We start from the raw sequence: 16,970 nt of genomic DNA on the forward strand, positions 1-16,970 counted from the left end.
GGTTCCGTGCGGCAGGAAATGGATGTGTGGGCGGGCGTGATGCGGCGAGGTCTCGACGCGCGCCTCGACCGCGAAGACCTCGCGCAGAAGACTTTCCGTCAGCACCTCGTCCGGCGTGCCGTCGGCGACCACACGACCGCGATCGAGGATCAGCAGCCGGTCGCAGAACATCGCCGCATGGTTGAGGTCGTGCAACGAGACGATGCAGGTCATCGACAGGCTGGAGACGAGCTGCAGCAGGCCGATCTGGTGCTGGATGTCGAGGTGGTTCGTCGGCTCGTCGAGGAGAAGCTCGGTCGGCGTCTGGGCGAGGGCGCGCGCGATGTGGGTGCGCTGGCGCTCGCCGCCGGACAGGGCATGCCAGCGCTCAAGGCGCTTCGAGGTGAGGCCCGTTCGCCGCAGCGCCTCGTCCACCGCCGCTTCGTCTGCGCCGGTCCAGCCCGAGAAGGGCGAGCGGTGCGGGAAGCGGCCGAGCCGCACGACGTCGATCACCTTGAGGTCGGCGCTGGTGGCCGCATGCTGCTCGACGAAGGCGACGCGCCTGGCGAGCGAGCGCCGTCCGAGCCGCGCGATGTCGGCGCCGTCGAGCCGGACGGTGCCCTGGTGCGGGCGCCGAAGGCCTGCGAGAAGGCGCAGAAGGGATGTCTTGCCTGAACCGTTGGGTCCGAGCAGTCCCAGCACCTTGCCGGGCTCGGCCGCCAGGGAGACGCCGTCCACGACGGTCCGCCCGCCGATCCGCCAGGTGAGATGGTCGGCGACGATGCTCATGCGGGCCGTTGCAGGCGATAGAGGATGACCGAGAAGAAGGGTACGCCGACCAGCGCTGTGACGACACCGATCGGCAGGACCTGCTGCGGGATCAGGACGCGCGAGGCGATGTCGGCGAGCACCATGAAGACCGCGCCGATCAGCGCGCAGGCCGGCAGCAGACGGACATGCAGCGGCCCGACGAGGAAGCGGGCGACATGGGGGACGACGAGCCCGACGAACCCGATCGAGCCGACCATGCTGACGATCGTCGCGGTCATCACTGCGATCAGCGAGAAGAGGACGAGGCGCGTGCGCTCGACATGCACGCCCATCGCGGCGGCCGCCTCGTCGCCGAAGGCGAAGGCGTCGAGGACACGCGAGTGCAGGAGGCAGGCGACGAGGCCCGCGCCGACCACGACCGACACCAGCGCGAATTCGGGCCAGCGCACGCCCCCGAAGCTTCCGAGCAGCCAGAACATCACGTCGCGCGCCTGCTGCGCGTTGCCGGATGTGGTGACGACGTAGGACGTCGCCGCGTTGAAGAGCTGCGAGGCGGCGACGCCCGCGAGGATCGTCCGATCCGCCCCGCCGCGCGTGCCGCCGGACAGGAGGGCCACGAAGAGGAAGGCGGCGAAGGCGCCGAGAAAGGCGCCCGCCGACAGGGACACGGCGCCCGATCCGAGGCCGAGGATCACCACCGCAACGGCCCCGGTCGAGGCGCCGGCCGAGATGCCGAGGACGTAGGGCTCGGCCAGAGGGTTGCGCAAAAGCGCCTGCATGATGGCGCCCGACAGGGCGAGGCCCGCGCCGCAGAAGGCGGCGACCAGCGCGCGGCTGAGGCGATAGTCCCAGATCACCGTCTCGTGGATGCGGCTGATCTCGACCGCGGTCCAGCCGAGGCGGTTCGTCAGCGCCGCAAGCGTCGTCGTCAGGGGAATGGGAAGATCGCCGATCCCGACGCTGACGCCCACCGCCAGTGCGATCACGGCGAGCGCGGCAAGGACGAGCGTGGCGGGCAGGGCGCCGCGGCCAAGCGCGCCGGACAGGACCGTCACTTGCGCAGACCGAGGGCCTTCAGCTGCTCGGCCACCTGTTCCGCCCCGTAGATCGTGCGGATCGTCGGGTTCATCGCCTGTCCGTCCATCACGACGATCGCCTTGTTGCGGACCGCCTTCATCTGGCTGGTCGCGGGATCGGAGTTGAGGAACGCGATCTTGGCCTCCGGCTTGTCGAGTTCCCAGCGGTTGCGGTCGAGGCCGGCGACGACGATCACGTCGGGATCGGCGGCGATGATGCTCTCCCAGCCGAGCGTCGGCCATTCCGCTTCGGTCTGGATGGCGTTGGTGCCGCCGAGGAGATCGGCGATGAAGCCGGACGCGCCGTTGCGGCCGCCGAGATAGGCGTCGGCGGTCGGCGACGGGCTGGAGAACCAGAACACGTAAGTGAGCTTGCGCCCGTCCTCGGCGGGCGCGGACGCCCGGAGGGCCGCCTCGCGCGCCTTGAAGTCGGCGATGAGGGCTGCGCCGCGGTCCTGCACGTCGAAGATCTGCGCAAGTTCCTCGATCTCCTCGTAGAGGAGGTCCATGTTCCAGAGGTTCGCGCGGGCACCGTAGGCGTCGGTGCCCTCCTTGCGCTCGAGGCAGGTCGAGGGCGAGAGGTAGGAGGGGACGCCGACCTTTTCGAAGTCCTCGCGCTTGGCGACCTTGCTGTCCGGCCCGAGCAGCGTCGGCAGGGCGGCGGCGACGAAATCGGGATTCTCGGCAAGGATCGATTCGAAGGTCGGGAACTCGACCGTGAGGAGCTTCACCTTGGCATTGGCGTCGGCGAGCTGCGGCAGGACCTTGCTCGGCCAAAAGGCGGTGCCGGCCATGCGGTCCCCGAGGCCGAGAAGGAGCATGATCTCCGCGCTGTTCTGGCCGAGGCCGATCGCCCGCTGCGGCGCCTTCTCGACCGTGACGGCCTCGCCGCAGTTCTCGATCGTCAGCGGGTACTGCGTCGGCTCCGCATGCGCGCTTCCGTTCGTCAGTCCGAGGCCCACAAGCAGGAACGAGGCGGCAAGGAACTGTTTCGGGAGAGCCACGGGAGGTCGTCCTATATGGGGATCAGGTTGATGCCCGGCTGAGTACTCTTCGCCACTCGTCGAAACAAGACGTCACGTGTCAGCTTTTACTGCGCGCACCCCGTTGTTCTCTTCGAACGATTCTAAACTCCATCGCGGATGCGCGAGAAGTAGTCGTCGCCGCCGACCTGTCCGCCCTTCAGCGCGATCTCCAGACCGTCGAAGGCGGGATCGTCGCTATGCGCGAGCGCCACCGGCGAGCCCGGCGTGTCGGGCAGCGGCAGGCGGGTCGTGAGTGCGTGAACGCCGAGCTGGCGCAGGGCATGGCTCGAGGTGTCGCCGCCTGCGATCACCGCGCGGCGCAGGCCCAGCCTGCGCACGAGACCCGCCTGCAGGCGTCCAAGGCCACGCCCGATCGCATGACGCGCGCCCTCCGTGCCCGACAGTTCCGGCCCTAGGTCGCTGTCCGGCCCCATCGCGGTGTGGACGATCACCGAGCGGCCGGCGCTGAAGGCATCCGCGGCGCGCGCCTCCACCTTTTCGATCGCCGACGTATCGCCGGATACGAAGGCACGCGGATCGAAGGCGATCGGCTCGAAGCCATTGTCGCCCGCATGCCGGATCTGGCGCTCGGTGGTCGGGGAGCAACTGCCGGAGACGACCGCGATGCGATCGGCCGGCGGCAGGGGCGCGAAGGCGGCTGGTTCGGCAAGGCGGCCGGTCGTCATCCAGTGGGCGGCCAAAGCATATTCGACGCCCGACGAGCCGATCGCGAAGCGGCAGCCGGCCTCCGCCAGCCGCTCCAGCTGGCGGCCCGCTGCAGCCTGCGTCGCGGCGTCGAGGACATCGATGAGGACGAGGCCCGGATCGTCGCGGAGGATCGCGTCGATCCTGATATCGGCGTCGCCCGCCAGAAGCGCCACGGCATCGAGGAGGGCGACGGGAAGCAGCGTCTGCTCCGCCAGATGCCGGCGAAGGTCGGCCTCCCGCATCGGCGTCACCGGGTGCCGGCTCATCACGGGATGGCGGTCGATGCGGAACGTCTCGCCCCGGTAGGCGGCGAAGAGGTTTCCGAATGCGGTCCAGCGCTTCAACTGCGGCGCGCCGACAACGAGGGGCACCGGCCGACCGCCGAAGACGGCACGCCCTATCTCGGCGGCTCGACCGATCGAGCCGATGGCGGGGCTGGAATCGAAGGTCGAGCAGATCTTGTAGTGGGTGATCGCGGCGCCGCGCGCCTTGAGCCACTCGAAGACGCCCGGCAGGTTCGCGTCCATCCAGTCCGGCGTCTCGCTGCGGCTGGTGCCGGCGACGCCGATGGCTCTCGCGTCGGGAAAGCGGGCGAGCTGCGCATCGGTCGGCAGGTCGGTGAAGAGCACGGTCTCGATCCCGCGCATCGCCAGCGATTCCATCACGTCGGTCGATCCGGTGAGGTCGTCGCCGTAGAAGGCGATCAGCGGCGTCGTCATCGCGTCAGGCTCCCTTGGCGTCCGGCCCGCCGAAGGCCCGGATCGAGGCGGCGAGTTCCGGATGGTCGGCGGCGTAGGCGTCGAGATCGACGCCCGCGACCGTCGCCTCCCAGGCCTGGCGCACGGCGCGGACGCCGGCTGCCGGCCCCATCGGATGGCTGACGACACCGCCGCCGCAGAGGTAGAGAAGGTCGGTCGAGCCGACCGCGGCGTAGGTCGCCGGTGCCTGTCCGCCCCACTGGCCGGAGCCGACGACCGGCAGCGGTCGGTCGTCGTCGCGAAACAGCGGACGGCGAAGGGCATGATAGGAGTGCAGGAACGAGGCGTCCGGCTCCCAGTATTTCGCCGCGATCCCGTTGATCTGGAACTGGTCGACGCCGAGAAGCCGCCAGAACGTCTGGTAGACGCGAAAGTCCAGCCCGAGCGAAGGGTGGCGCGTGAGAATGTCCCAGCCGTTGCGGTGCGCGTGCAGCACCAGCCCCGAGCGGCGGCGTAGGAAGGCCATGGCGCCCATGCCGATCGAGTTGATGTTGACGACCGCCGCGTTGCCGCCCGCCGCGAGCACGAGGTCGTGGTTGCGCATCATCTCGTCGGGGTCGGTGGCGGTGATCCCGAACGCGACCATGACCTTCTTGCCGGTCCGCTGCTCGTGGTCGAGCACCACCGGCATGATCGCCTTCACGCGCTCGGCAAGCGGCGAATAGGCCGGGCTCATGAGCTTCTCGTCGTCCTTGATGAAGTCGACGTCCGCCTCCACGAGTTCCCGGACCATGGCGGCGCTTTCCGGCGGGCGCAGCCCGAGCGCCGGCTTTACGATCGTGCCGATGATCGGCCGGCCTGAGACGCCGGTCAGCCGCTTCGAACCCTCGATGCCGAACCGCGGCCCCGGCCAGGCCTTGCCGAAGGCCGGCGGCAGGCGGATGTCCGTCACGCGGATGCCGCTGAAGCCCTTGATCGAGTAGACGCCGCCGATCGCGATCGTCATCAGCGCGGCGAGATCGGTGCCGATCGCCTCCATTGGAAAGGCAATGTCGGCCTCGCCGCAGCGGAACGAGCGGGGCGCGGCGAGATCGTCGTGGGAGCGGCCGAAGGCGGGCTCCTCGACCGGATCGAGCGAGCGCACCGCGAGGACGCGGGCGGCGACGCGGGCCTTCAGTTCCGGCGTCTCGCCGGGCAGCGGCACGAACGTGCCGGTGGACTGGTCGCTCGCGATCTTGTCCGCCAGCTTCTCGACGCTGCCGGGCGTCTCGATCCGGTAGGTCAGGACGATGTCGTCGCTCATGGGCAGAAAAGCCTGTTCGGAAAGGAAACCACGCGACGGCTCGCGAGATCTGGTATCATCGGCATACCAGTTTTGCGCGGCCGCTTCGGGCGGACGGATGTGTGGGGAGCGTCAGCCATGGTCCAGCCGAGCGAGCCGATCGTCCGCCGCAAGCTGTCCGACGAGGTCTACGAGCGCCTCAAGTCGATGATCACCACGGGCGAGCTGAAGACCGGCGACCAGATGCCGTCCGAGCGCGAACTGATGGAGCGCTTCGGCGTCGGCCGGCCGGCGATCCGCGAGGCGATGCAGGCGCTGAACGGGCTGGGGCTCGTCGCCATCTCGCACGGCGAACGGGCCAAGGTCCTCAGCCTTACCCCGCGCTCCCTGTTCGGGCAGGTCGACCGCGCGGCCGAGATCATGCTGACCACCTCGCCCGGCGCGCTCGACCATCTGAAGGAGGCGCGGATCTTCTTCGAGCGCGGCATCGTCCGGCAGGCGGCGGAGCGGGCAGGCGATGCCGACGTCGAGGCGCTGGGCGCGCTTCTTGCCGAGCAGCGCGGCGCGCTCGGCGATCCCGAGCGCTTCATCCGCACCGACATGCGCTTCCACGCGCGCATCGCCGCGATCCCCGGCAACCCGATCTTCGAAGCGGTGGCCGAATCCATGCTGGGCTGGCTGCGCCAGTACCACAACGAGCTTCTGATCTGGAGCGGCAAGGAGAACGTGACCCTTCAGGAACACGAGGAAATCCTTCAGGCGCTCGCCGCACGCGACCCAGATGCTGCGGAGGCCGCCATGGTGCGCCACCTCGAGCGCTCGCGCGACCTCTACCGCCATCAGGGCGCCTGAGGCGAGACGAGGCGCACGACCGCGTAAGGCGGCAGGCGGAGGCCTGTGCCGACGGGCTCGAGGGGCGGCATTGCGCCTCGGCTTGCCGCCTCGAAGGACGTTTCGTCCAGCCTCGACGCCGCGACCTCCGGCCCGAACCCGTCCAGCACGACGTCCTCGTCTTCGGGGCCGAGATTGGCGAGCCAGATCTCGCGGCTGCCATCCGTGCGCAGCGCGGCAAAGCCGTCGACCCTGTCGCGCCGCGTCGATACAAGGTCCAGCCGCGCGGCGCCACTGACGGCCGCAAGACCCTTGGCCGCGTGGAAGGCCGGCACCACGCCGCCGTCCGCCAGCAGCAGCCCGCGCGGGCCCGCAAGGCTCGCCCCGGTCCAGGCTTCGATGCCGGCGCCCTGAAGGCGTGCGGCATAGCCCATCATGAAGGCGGCGCCGAAGAGGCCGCGCGCCCGCGGATCGTCGTCCGCCATGGGGATGCGGCGCCCGTCCGGGTTCGGCATGGTGCGCGAGCCGTAGGGGTTCTGGCGCATGCCGATCGTGGTCGGCCCGAGCCGGTAGGGCTTGTCGCCGACGAAGGCGCGGGTCGAACGCGTGATGAAGGGGATCGCCTCCAGCGTTTGCATCACCGACAGGTCGTCCGCGGCGTGGACGATCGGGTTGGTCGCATGGGTGACGAAGTCGAGCTCGCCGAGCGGCACGCGCTTGCGGTTCAGCTCGGTGAAGTAGGAGAGCATGCCGCCGCCGAGCCGCACGCCCGGAAACGCCGCGCGGGCGGCCCGGTAGACCTCGTCCAGCGGCGGACATGCCGGCCAGGCGCTGCCCGGCGGCGTCGAGCGCCGGTCGGCGGCGGGGCCGACCACGAGCGTCTGCGGGCGGAAGCCGGCGGCCCGGACAAGGTGCGCGGCCCGGTCGAGTTCGCCCGCCGTGTCGCCTCGGCCGGGCACGACGAGTTCGAGGACGGGCTCGACGTCCGGCACGAGGGCGGCGATGCGGGCGAACGCCTCCAGCGCGCCTGCGCCGTGGCCGGCGAGCGGATCGAAGTGGAACAGGAGGAAGGCCGGCGCGAGGCTCGTCAGCCTGTCCAGCCGGGCGAGGATGTCGGCCGTCTCCTCCGGTGCGATGGCGAGGCCGAAACGCGGCATCGCCTCGCCGAGCGAGGCGCCGAGCCGCACATCGACCGGGCCGCCGGTCGGCGCGGGTGACGCCGGGACGGCGTCATGCGAGGCGTCGATCGTCAGCGTCACGACCTGCCGGTTCGCGGCCCCATCCGCCATCCGATAGGGCCAGGGCCGGGCGAGGGGCCGGACATAGGTCTTGTACGAGGCGTCCGACCAGGCGCGCTGGTCCTCCATCTCGAAGGCGTCGCCGTCCAACCGGCACGTCGCGCGAAGGCCGGGCGCCGGATGATGGGCGAGGGCGCGGATGTCCTGGAACGGCTGCCATGGCTCGATCGCATCCGGAAACCGCGAGGCCTCGCGCGTGCCGTCGGTGTGCTCGACCTCGACCGGCGTTCCCGCGACGCCCTCGATCGGGTGGAGAATGCAGAAGCCGCAGCGGTTGGTCTCGAAATCGCCCCGCGGCACGGCCTCGACGGCAAATCGAAGCGTTCCGTCCGCGCGGCCTTCGATTTCGGCGGCATAGGCGAGGCGGGTGTCGCCCGGTCCCGAGACCTCCGCCCGGTAGCGGACCGTGAAACGATCCTCGGCATCCTCGACGTCGAGATCGAGGATCGGCGGATCGTAGGTTCCCCAGTCCCGGTCACGCACGACATAGGCGATCGAGCGCAGGACCTCGATACCGGCGAAGGACACGGCGCGCAGGTTGCCCGACACGAGGTCCGCCGTGAGCCGCCCGGCCTGAAGGCGCCGGACCGGGGCGACGGGATCGCGCGTTCCGAAGAGCTTCAGCGCGTCCGCCATCGTCAGACCTCGGACGGGTCGAGCGTCGCGCCGCTCGCGGCGCTGCGATAGGCGGCCTCGACGAGGGCGAAGGTCTTCAGGTTGTCGCGGCCGGACGTCGCGGGCTCGGCGCCCGCGCGAAGCGTCTCGACCCAGTGGTGCTGGATCAGCGCGACGCTTTCTTGAATGTTGTGCCAGGGACGCGAGGCCCAGGGGAGAAGCGGCGGCGACACGTCTTCGTGCCGCGTGCCGTTCGGGCCGGTGACCGTCAGGCGGTAGCCCTCGTCGAGGCGGATCGTGCCGGCGGCGCCGTCGATCTCGACCAGCGTCTGGGGGAAGCGCTCGGTCTCGAGCCTCGTGGCGTAGGAGCAGTCCACCACCGATGGAAAGCCCGCCTCGTGATCGAGGAGCATTGTCGCAACGTCCTCGCCGCGGATGCGGGGATTGACGCGGGCGGTGCGTGCGGTGATGCGGGCGACGTCGCCGAACAGGAAGCGCGCGATGTCGAGAGCGTGGATGCCGAGGTCCTCGATGATGAAGCGCTCGCCTTCCGCAAGATACGGCTGGCCCGCATAGACGTCGTAGGCCGAGCGGAACGAGACTCGGCCGAAGAACGGTGCGCCGATCTCGCCGCTGTCGAGAACGCGCCGCACGGCCTGGATCGGCGACTGCCAGCGGAAGTTCTCGTGGATCATCAGCCGCACGCCGGCGGCCTCGCAGGCATCCACCATCGCCCGCGCGTCGTCGATCGTCGGCGCGATAGGCTTCTGGCAGATCGCCGGGATCTGCAGCGAGGCGGCGAGTTCCACCAGCGCGCGGTGGCTCGGCGCGGTGGTGGCGATGTCGACGAAGTCGGGCCGCACCTCGCGCAGCATCGTCGCGGCATCCCTGTAGCGGGCCTCGACCGCGAAGCTCTCGCCCATTTCGGCGAGCCGCGCTTCATCGCGATCGCAGATCGCGACGATGGACACGCCCGGGATGTCGTCCCAGGCGTGCATCTGGTTGCGGGCAAAGAAGCCGCAGCCGATCAGGGCGCCGCGCAGCTCGCTCATGGGTTCGGCTCCGTGCGGTCTTGGGTCAGGTGATGCGGCGGATGGAGGCCATCAGCTCGTCCGGCTCGAAGACGCGCTTCCAGTCGTCGCGCATCAGGGCCGGCTTGCCGAACTCGATCGCCTTGTTGCAGGCGTCGGAGAAGACGCCCGGCGTTTCCTCGAAGATCACGGCGCCCAGCACGTTCATGTGCCCGAGCAGGAAGTCGCGGGCGGCCTCCTTCGGCACGCCGCGGCGGACGACTTCGTCCATCGCCTCGCGCATGACGACGAGAAGGCTCGCCGTCACAGTCTCGGAGAGGCCCGGCTCCAGAAGCGCCATCTGCTCCACCGTGATGCGGTGCGAGCGCATGACCGGGGCCCAGATCACCTTGGCGATTTCCTCGCCGAGCGCATAGGCCTCGTCCGGCCCCTGCATCAGCGCCGAGACGATGTGCTGCTTGGCTGCGACGCCGCCGAAGAAGTCGCGCTTGGCCGCCTGTTCGGTCTCGTCGTTGAAGATCGGCGGGTGGCAGGGATGGGTGACGAAGTAGGTGAGGTCGGCACGCTCGGGCAGATGGCCGGCAAACGGCGCCGCGGCGTCGAGGATCATCACCATCGTGCCGGGTTTGAGCTTCGTCTCGATGCCGGACAGGACGCGGCCGATCAGGGTATCGGGCACCGCCAGCACCACGACCTCGGCACCGTCGAGCGCCTGGTCCTCGTCGACGCAGGTGACGCCGAGTTGGGTCCGCAGCCGCTCGCGGCCCGCGTCCAAGCGCTCGACGTGGCGCACGTCGAAGCGCGAGCCCTTGAGATTGCCGGCAAGGCGCGTGCCCATCTTTCCGCCGGCCCCGAACAGGGCAATCGATGTCATGGAGGAACCCCGCATGTTGGAACCCCCATGGCGTCGCATAACGCCGAGAACTCGTCAACTGGTATGACGAGTATCTCTGTGGTCAGGCATCCTCGAGCGTGAAGCCGATCTTCAAGCCGACCTGGTAATGGGCCACCCGGCCGTCCTCGACATGGCCGCGCGTCTCGGTCACCTCGAACCAGCGGATGTTGCGCACCGACTTCGCGGCGTCGGCGATGGCGTTCTCGATCGCCTTCTCGACCGATTCGGGCGACGAGCCGACGACTTCGATGATCTTGTAGGTGTGTTCCGACACGTGGGTCCTCCGAAGGCCAAGTCGCTCGGGCAGGCGAGCGTCCCCTTCTTTCTAGGCGCGCGCGGGGCGGCGCAAAGGGCGCCGCGCTACTGGCTGACCCAGAGGATGCGTGCGATCCACTCGATCTCGGCGAGCGGGAACTGGCGGTCGGGAAACTCGGGATTCACAGAGGCGAGCTCGATGGTGCGCGCCGTCTGGCGCTGGAGCACCTTCACCATGACCTCGCCGCCCTTGGTGCGCACCACCACGCGGTCGCCGCGCCGCACCGGGGCGCCGGGCTTCACCACCACGATGTCGCCGTCGCGGTAGAGCGGCATCATCGACTGCCCCGACACTTCGAGCGCATAGAGCGAATCGTCTGCCCCAGGCAGTTCGACTTCCTCCCAGCCCTGGCCGGCGGGAAAGCCCGCATCGTCGAAATAGCCGCCCGCGCCGGCTTCCGCGCTGCCCAGCAGCGGGACGGAACTTCGCGGCGGCGGAACCGGGCGGATCGATCGCAGGCTCGCCTCTGGGCCGGCGAAGAAGCTCTCCGAACTCGTGCCGGTCGCCTCCAGAACCTTGGCGATCGATTCGGTGGAGGGCCAGCGCGGACGCCCGTCCGGCGCGTTGCGCTTGGACTTGTTGAAGGTCGTCGGATCGAGGCCCGCCTTGCGCGCAAGACCCGACGGCGACATCTTCAGCCGGGCGGCGAGGCCGTCGATCGCGGCCCAGATCCTGTCGTGCGACAGCATGCGGCAAACCTCTCGTTGCGGGAGGGGCGACCCGGTCCGGCCACCGTTCCAAGGAATATAGTCCTCGTCACAATCTGTCTAGGATGCCGCTCCGCCCCTGTCGACAACTTGCGGCGCAAATCAGCGGCACGGGCGACGAGAATTCGAGGTTTTCCACCGCCTAGGTCGATCTTGGGCCGAGGCCCGCGCGTTCGATCTTTCCACCGGGAGAAGGAACTGTTCGCCCGAATGCGGCGTTTCTCCGGGTGAATCGTGGCAGGCGCCCGGCCGACTGCGGGTTCGCGTCGCTGTTACGCGGTGAAGGTTTGAATGAGTTCGATCGGCTTCCGCTTCGCGCCCAATACGACGGAGGAAACGCGCCGACGCGCCAGTGAGCCGGGTCGCGGGCGCGATGCGACGGGTCCGTTCGGCATCCCGTGGGCCGGCTGGAAGGATATCATCGGCCGGCTGTACTACTCGTTCTTCGAAGACCGCGTGATGCTGATCGCGGCGGGGGCGACCTTCTATCTTCTTCTGGCGCTGTTTCCCGCCTTCGCCGTCTTCGTTTCCTTCTACGGCATCGTCGCCAACCCGACCACGATCGCCGACCACATCGCCTTCATCGGTCGCTTCCTGCCGCAGGCGGGCACCGACATCCTCACCTCGCAGCTCGAAAGCCTCGTCTCGCGTGACCCGGCTTCGCTCTCCTTGAGTTTCGTGACGGGCCTTCTGTTCTCGCTCTGGAGCGCCAACAACGGCATCAAGACGCTGTTCGAAGCGATGAACGTCGCCTACGGCGAGCACGAGCAGCGCTCGTTCCTGAAGCTCAACGCGGTCGCCTTCTGCTTCACGATCGGCGCCTTCTTCATTGCCACCATCCTCTTCGTGTCGGTCGGCGTGGTGCCGGCCGTGATGGCGATCGTCGGTGCGCAGAGCTACACCGACGAGCTCGTCGCCGCCGCGCGCTGGCCGGTGGTGTTCGTGGTGATCGTCGGGGCGATCAGCATGATCTACCGCTACGGGCCGAGCCGCAACCGGGCGCGGTGGAGCTGGGTCTTCTTCGGCGCTCTCCTGACGGCGTCGGTCTGGCTCGCCGCCTCGATCGGCTTCTCCTGGTACCTGCGGTCCTTCGCCAACTACTCGGTGACCTACGGTTCGCTCGGCGCGGCGATCGGCTTCATGATGTGGGTTTGGATCTCGTCGATCATCTTCATCGTCGGCGCCGAGGTGAACGCCGAGATGGAACACCAGACCGCGATGGACACGACCGACGCCCCCGACAAGCCGCTCGGCGAGCGGGGCGCGCGCGTCGCCGACACGATCGGCCGCTCCCTGGCGCGGGAGAAGCGCGAGGGGGCGTGACCCCCTCGGCGGTTCTCTGAGATTACGCCGCGGCCTTGGCCGGGGCGAAGCGCGAGTAGAAGCTCTCGCCGCGCGCGGCCATCTCCTTCAGGAGCGGCGTCGGACGGAAGCGCTCGCCATGCTTGGCGGCAAGCTTTTCGCACAGCGCCACGAAGGCCTCGACGCCCATCCCGTCGATGTAGCTCAGCGTCCCGCCGGTATAGGGCGCGAAGCCGAACCCGAGGATCGAGCCGACATCCGCCTCGCGCGGATCGGTGACGACGCCTTCCTCGACGGTCCGGGCCGCCTCGAGAGCCATGGTCACGAGGAAGCGCTCCTTCAGCTCCTCGAAATCGACCTCATCGGCCTTCTGCTGCGGGAACTTGTCCTTCAGCCCCGGCCAGATGTGCTTCTTGGCCGGCTTGGCGGGATAGTCGTAGAAGCCCTTGCCGGCCTTGCGGCCGAGTCGGCCCTCCTCGTCCACCATCTCGTTGACGAGGGCGAAGTGGCGTGGGTCGATCGAACCTTCGCCCATGTCGCGGATCGTCGCCTTCATGATCTTCTGGGAGAGGTCGACCGCCGTCTCGTCGTTGAGCGCGAGGGGGCCCACCGGCATGCCGGCGAACTTCGCGGCGTTCTCGATCATCACCGGCGGCACGCCCTCGACCAGCATGTCGTAGGCCTCCGTCATGTAGCGGAGCACGCAGCGATTGGCGAAGAAACCGCGCGTGTCATTGACGACGATCGGCGTCTTCTTGATCGCGCGCACGAAGTCGAGCGCGACGGCGAGCGCCTGGTCGCCCGTCTCCTTGCCGAGGATCACCTCGGTCAGCATCATCTTGTCGACCGGCGAGAAGAAATGGATGCCGACGAAGCGCGAGGCGTCGGGGAAGGCTTCCGCCAGGCTCGTGATCGGCAGTGTCGAGGTGTTGGAGGCGAAGATCGCCTGCGGCTTCAGAACCTCGGCCACGCGCCGCGAGACCTCGGCCTTGACGTCGCGGTCCTCGAACACGGCCTCGATCACGAGGTCGGCGTCGGCGAGCGCGGCGTAGTCGGGCGTGGCCTGGATCCGGGCGAGAAGCGCCTCCGCTTCGTCGGGCTTGGCCCGGCCCTTCTTGACGAGCCCTTCCATGAGGCTTGCCGAATGGGCCTTGCCCTTGTCGGCGGCGGCTTGGGTCTGGTCGACCAGCACCACCTCGATGCCGGCCTTGGCCGCGACATAGGCGATGCCCGCGCCCATGAAGCCGGCGCCGATGACGCCGACCTTAGCGATCGCCTGCTCCGGCACGCGGGCCGGGCGGCGCGCGCCCTTGTTCAGCGCCTGCATCGAGACGAACAGCGAGCGGATCATCATCGCCGCTTCGGTGGTTTGCAGGACCTCGGTGAAGTAGCGCTGCTCGATCCGCAGGCCCACGTCGATCGGAACCAAGAGGCCCTCGTAGACGCATTTCACGATGGCGCGGGCGCCGGGATAGTTGTCGGCGGTTTCCTTGCGATAGAGCGAGGCGACAGCGGGCCAGACCTGCGCGCCGGCCGGCGAGTAGACCGGGCCGGACGGCAGCTTGAAGCCCTTCTCATCCCAGGCCTTCACCGGCTTGAGGCCCGCCTTCAGCATGGCCTTGGCGGCGTCGATCAGCTGATCGTCGGGCACGATCTCGTCGATCAGCTTGATGCTCTTGGCCTTCGCGGCGGTCAGCGTCTCGCCCTTCAAGAGCATCTGGAGCGCGCTTTGCGTATCCGCGAGGCGCGGCACGCGCTGCGTGCCCCCGGCGCCGGGGAAGATGCCGACCTTCACTTCCGGCAGGCCCATCTTCGCACTCTGGGCGGCGACGCGCCCGTGGCAGGCGAGCGCCAGCTCGAAGCCGCCGCCCATGCAGGTGCCGTTGATCGCGCAGACATAGGGCTTGCCCGACGTTTCCAGCTTGCGCCAGATCCGGCCCATCTCGCCGCAACGCTCGAAGAGTTCGGCGACGGCGCCCTGCGGGTCGCTCTTCCGCTTCGCGTCGAAGGCGGCGAACATGGCGCCGAGCATGTTGAGGTCGGCGCCGCCGGTGAAGGTGCCCGTCTTGCCGGAGGCCAGCACTACGCCCTTCACGGAAGCGTCGGCCGCGAAGGCGTCGACCAGCGTCTCGATCTCGCGCAGCACCTCTTCGGTGAAGACGTTCATCGAGCGGTCCGGCATGTCCCAGGTGACGAGGGCCAAGCCGTCCGCGTCGGTCTCGACGGTAAAGTTGCGAAGATCCATGCGTGTCTCCCAAATCCTCGATCCGCGGCGCCAAAGGCCTGCGGAAATGTGTAGCCGGGCTCTTAGAAGCCCTTGATCTTCAGGGTTTTCAAAGACCCTCGGAGTAGAATCGGTCCATCAAAGGGGCGATGGAATCTTCATCATGGCGACGGACTGCGAAGGGTGCCGCTCGGGCAAGCCGCTCGACTTCGACTTCTCGATGGCCTTCCAGCCGATCTTCGACATCGCGGCGTCGCGTGTGTGGGGCTACGAGGCGCTGATCCGGGGAACGGCGGGCGAGGGGGCCTACGCGATCCTCTCCCAGGTGTCCGACGAGCAGCGCTACCGGTTCGACCAAGCCTGTCGCGTCAAGGCGCTGGAACTGGCCGCCCGTCTCTTTCCGCGTGGGCAGAACACGCGCCTGTCGATCAACTTCCTGCCCAACGCGGTCTACGAGCCGGCGGCCTGCCTGCGCGCGACGCTGATCGCCGCGCGCCGCCACGACTTTCCGCTCGAGTCGCTGATGTTCGAGTTCACCGAGAACGAGGAGATCGTCGACACCGGCCATCTCCAGAACATCCTGACCGAATACCGGCGCCAGGGCTTCATCACGGCGCTCGACGACTTCGGCGCCGGCTATGCCGGCCTGACGCTTCTGGCCGATTTCCAGCCCGACCTCATCAAGCTCGACATGAAGCTGATCCGCGGCATCGAGGTCAGCCGTCCGCGCCAGATCATCCTGGCGACGATTTCGACCGCCGCGCGCGAGCTCGGTATCCAGGTGCTCGCCGAGGGCGTCGAGACCGAGGACGAGTTCACCGTGCTGAAGGCGGCCGGCATCACGCTGTTCCAGGGCTACTGGTTCGCCAAGCCCGCCTTCGAGACCCTGCCGCCGATCGACATGTCGGTGCGCGCCACCCACCGGGCGGACCGCAGCCGCGTCGCCTGACCGCCGGGCACGCGCCGCCGCGCGCATCACACGCGCTCGATGATCGTCGCCGTGCCCATGCCGGCGCCGATGCACAAGGTGACGAGCGCCGTCTGTTTGTCCTGGCGCTCCAGTTCGTCGAGCACCGTGCCGAGGATCATCGCACCAGTCGCACCGAGCGGATGCCCCATGGCGATCGCGCCGCCGTTGACGTTCATCATCGCCGGATCGATCTCGAAGGCCTGGAGGTAGCGCAGCACGACCGCCGCAAACGCCTCGTTCAGCTCGAAGAGGTCGATATCCGCCAGCGACATGCCGGAGCGCCTCAGGAGCTTTTCCGTCACGTCCACCGGCCCGGTCAGCATCAGCGCCGGGTCGGAGCCGATCGAGGCGAAGGCGCGGATGCGTGCGCGCGGCTTCAGGCCCAGCGTCTCGCCGCCCGCCCTGGAGCCGAGGAGGACGGCGGCCGCCCCGTCCACGATGCCCGACGAGTTGCCGGCATGGTGGACGTGGTTGACCGCCTCGATGTCCGGATGCGCCTGGATCGCGACGGCGTCATAGCCGCCCATCTCGCCCATCATCGCGAAGGAGGCGTTGAGCGAGCCGAGCGACTGCATGTCGGTCGAGGGGCGCATGTGCTCGTCGCGGTCGAGGATGAGAAGCCCGTTCTGGTCCCTCACCGGGATCACGGAGCGCTGGAAGCGGCCTTCGTCCCAGGCTTTCGCCGCGCGCTTCTGCGATTCCACGGCATAGGCGTCGACGTCGTCCCGGCTGAAGCCGTACTTCGTGGCGATGAGGTCGGCCGAGACGCCCTGCGGCATGAAATAGGCGGGGATGCCGACCGAGGGGTCCATGATCCACGCGCCGCCCGACATGCCCATGCCGACGCGCGACATGGATTCGACGCCGCCCGCGATCACGAGTTCGTCCGAGCCCGCCGCGATCTTGGCCGCTCCGAGGTTCACCGCGTCGAGCCCGGAGGCGCAGAAGCGCGAGATCTGCATGCCGGGGGCGGCGAAGGCGTAGTCCGCCTCGAAGGCCGACGCCTTCGGGATCACCGAGCCGGCTTCGCCCACCGGATCGACGCAGCCGAAGATGATGTCGTCGACTTCGGACGTGTCGAGCCCGTTGCGGTCGCGCAGAGCCTCGAGGACCTTGGCACCGAGGCGCACGGCCGGCACCTCGTGCAGCGATCCGTCCTTCTTGCCGCGGCCGCGCGGCGTGCGCACGTGGTCGTAGATGAAAGCGTCGGTCATGAGATCTTCGTCTTTCCTGTGCGGCCGG

The 16,970-nt window shown here is 68.8% G+C and carries 14 protein-coding genes and 1 pseudogene; 3 read left to right on the forward strand and 12 right to left on the reverse strand.

Annotated elements, in window-relative coordinates; translation table 11 throughout:
- Positions 1 to 12: 12 nt before the first annotated feature.
- From BM175_RS09100 to oiaX, 5 genes and pseudogenes are all read right to left on the reverse strand, one after another.
- Positions 13 to 768 (reverse strand): annotated as a pseudogene (locus BM175_RS09100) (ABC transporter ATP-binding protein); the annotation flags it as partial.
- On the reverse strand, positions 765 to 1,769 hold the full coding sequence (locus BM175_RS09105) for a FecCD family ABC transporter permease (RefSeq protein ID WP_425285268.1): 1,005 nt from the start codon (positions 1,767 to 1,769) through the stop codon (positions 765 to 767). The pseudogene BM175_RS09100 and the gene BM175_RS09105, both read right to left, overlap by 4 nt.
- Before the next feature lie 32 nt (positions 1,770 to 1,801).
- Complete coding sequence (locus BM175_RS09110) at positions 1,802 to 2,830, reverse strand: ABC transporter substrate-binding protein (RefSeq protein WP_090962215.1); 1,029 nt, start codon at positions 2,828 to 2,830, stop codon at positions 1,802 to 1,804.
- A 122-nt stretch (positions 2,831 to 2,952) separates the two neighbouring features.
- On the reverse strand, positions 2,953 to 4,278 hold the full coding sequence (locus BM175_RS09115) for a four-carbon acid sugar kinase family protein (RefSeq protein WP_090962217.1): 1,326 nt from the start codon (positions 4,276 to 4,278) through the stop codon (positions 2,953 to 2,955).
- A 4-nt stretch (positions 4,279 to 4,282) separates the two neighbouring features.
- Entirely contained in the window at positions 4,283 to 5,560 is a 1,278-nt protein-coding gene (gene oiaX, locus BM175_RS09120) for a 3-oxo-isoapionate-4-phosphate decarboxylase OiaX (protein ID WP_090962219.1), read from the reverse strand.
- A 117-nt stretch (positions 5,561 to 5,677) separates the two neighbouring features.
- On the opposite strand from oiaX, the gene BM175_RS09125 reads away from it, so the two are divergent.
- Entirely contained in the window at positions 5,678 to 6,391 is a 714-nt protein-coding gene (locus tag BM175_RS09125) for a transcriptional regulator NanR (protein ID WP_090962221.1), read from the forward strand.
- Here the strand turns inward: BM175_RS09125 and apnL are convergent.
- The 5 genes from apnL to BM175_RS09150 form a co-directional block, all read right to left on the reverse strand.
- Entirely contained in the window at positions 6,379 to 8,304 is a 1,926-nt protein-coding gene (apnL, locus tag BM175_RS09130; RefSeq protein ID WP_090962222.1) for a D-apionate lactonase, read from the reverse strand. The genes BM175_RS09125 and apnL overlap by 13 nt on opposite strands.
- A gap of 2 nt (positions 8,305 to 8,306) precedes the next feature.
- Entirely contained in the window at positions 8,307 to 9,335 is a 1,029-nt protein-coding gene (locus BM175_RS09135; RefSeq protein ID WP_090962224.1) for a Gfo/Idh/MocA family protein, read from the reverse strand.
- Positions 9,336 to 9,360: 25 nt separating this feature from the next.
- Positions 9,361 to 10,188, reverse strand: coding sequence for a phosphogluconate dehydrogenase C-terminal domain-containing protein (locus tag BM175_RS09140; protein ID WP_090962226.1), 828 nt, complete (start codon positions 10,186 to 10,188; stop codon positions 9,361 to 9,363).
- Positions 10,189 to 10,270: 82 nt separating this feature from the next.
- Positions 10,271 to 10,483: a dodecin gene (locus BM175_RS09145; RefSeq protein ID WP_090962228.1), complete on the reverse strand. Its 213-nt coding sequence runs from the start codon at positions 10,481 to 10,483 to the stop codon at positions 10,271 to 10,273.
- 86 nt (positions 10,484 to 10,569) lie between these two features.
- Positions 10,570 to 11,214 carry a S24 family peptidase gene (locus BM175_RS09150; RefSeq protein ID WP_090962230.1) on the reverse strand — a complete coding sequence of 215 codons (645 nt, stop codon included), beginning with the start codon at positions 11,212 to 11,214 and terminating at the stop codon, positions 10,570 to 10,572.
- 309 nt (positions 11,215 to 11,523) lie between these two features.
- Here BM175_RS09150 and BM175_RS09155 point away from each other — a divergent pair, with 309 nt between their 5' ends.
- Positions 11,524 to 12,555: a YihY/virulence factor BrkB family protein gene (locus BM175_RS09155; protein WP_090962232.1), complete on the forward strand. Its 1,032-nt coding sequence runs from the start codon at positions 11,524 to 11,526 to the stop codon at positions 12,553 to 12,555.
- A gap of 22 nt (positions 12,556 to 12,577) precedes the next feature.
- Here BM175_RS09155 and BM175_RS09160 read toward each other — a convergent pair whose 3' ends face one another.
- On the reverse strand, positions 12,578 to 14,779 hold the full coding sequence (locus tag BM175_RS09160) for an FAD-dependent oxidoreductase (RefSeq protein WP_090962234.1): 2,202 nt from the start codon (positions 14,777 to 14,779) through the stop codon (positions 12,578 to 12,580).
- 142 nt (positions 14,780 to 14,921) lie between these two features.
- Here BM175_RS09160 and BM175_RS09165 point away from each other — a divergent pair, with 142 nt between their 5' ends.
- Complete coding sequence (locus BM175_RS09165) at positions 14,922 to 15,707, forward strand: EAL domain-containing protein (RefSeq protein WP_090962236.1); 786 nt, start codon at positions 14,922 to 14,924, stop codon at positions 15,705 to 15,707.
- 26 nt (positions 15,708 to 15,733) lie between these two features.
- Here the strand turns inward: BM175_RS09165 and BM175_RS09170 are convergent, their stop codons facing one another.
- Complete coding sequence (locus BM175_RS09170) at positions 15,734 to 16,942, reverse strand: acetyl-CoA C-acetyltransferase (RefSeq protein WP_090962237.1); 1,209 nt, start codon at positions 16,940 to 16,942, stop codon at positions 15,734 to 15,736.
- Between the last annotated feature and the right edge of the window lie 28 nt (positions 16,943 to 16,970).

It is taken from the genome of Aureimonas phyllosphaerae (genome assembly GCF_900113065.1).
In the GTDB taxonomy this organism is placed as follows: Bacteria; Pseudomonadota; Alphaproteobacteria; order Rhizobiales; family Rhizobiaceae; genus Aureimonas; species Aureimonas phyllosphaerae.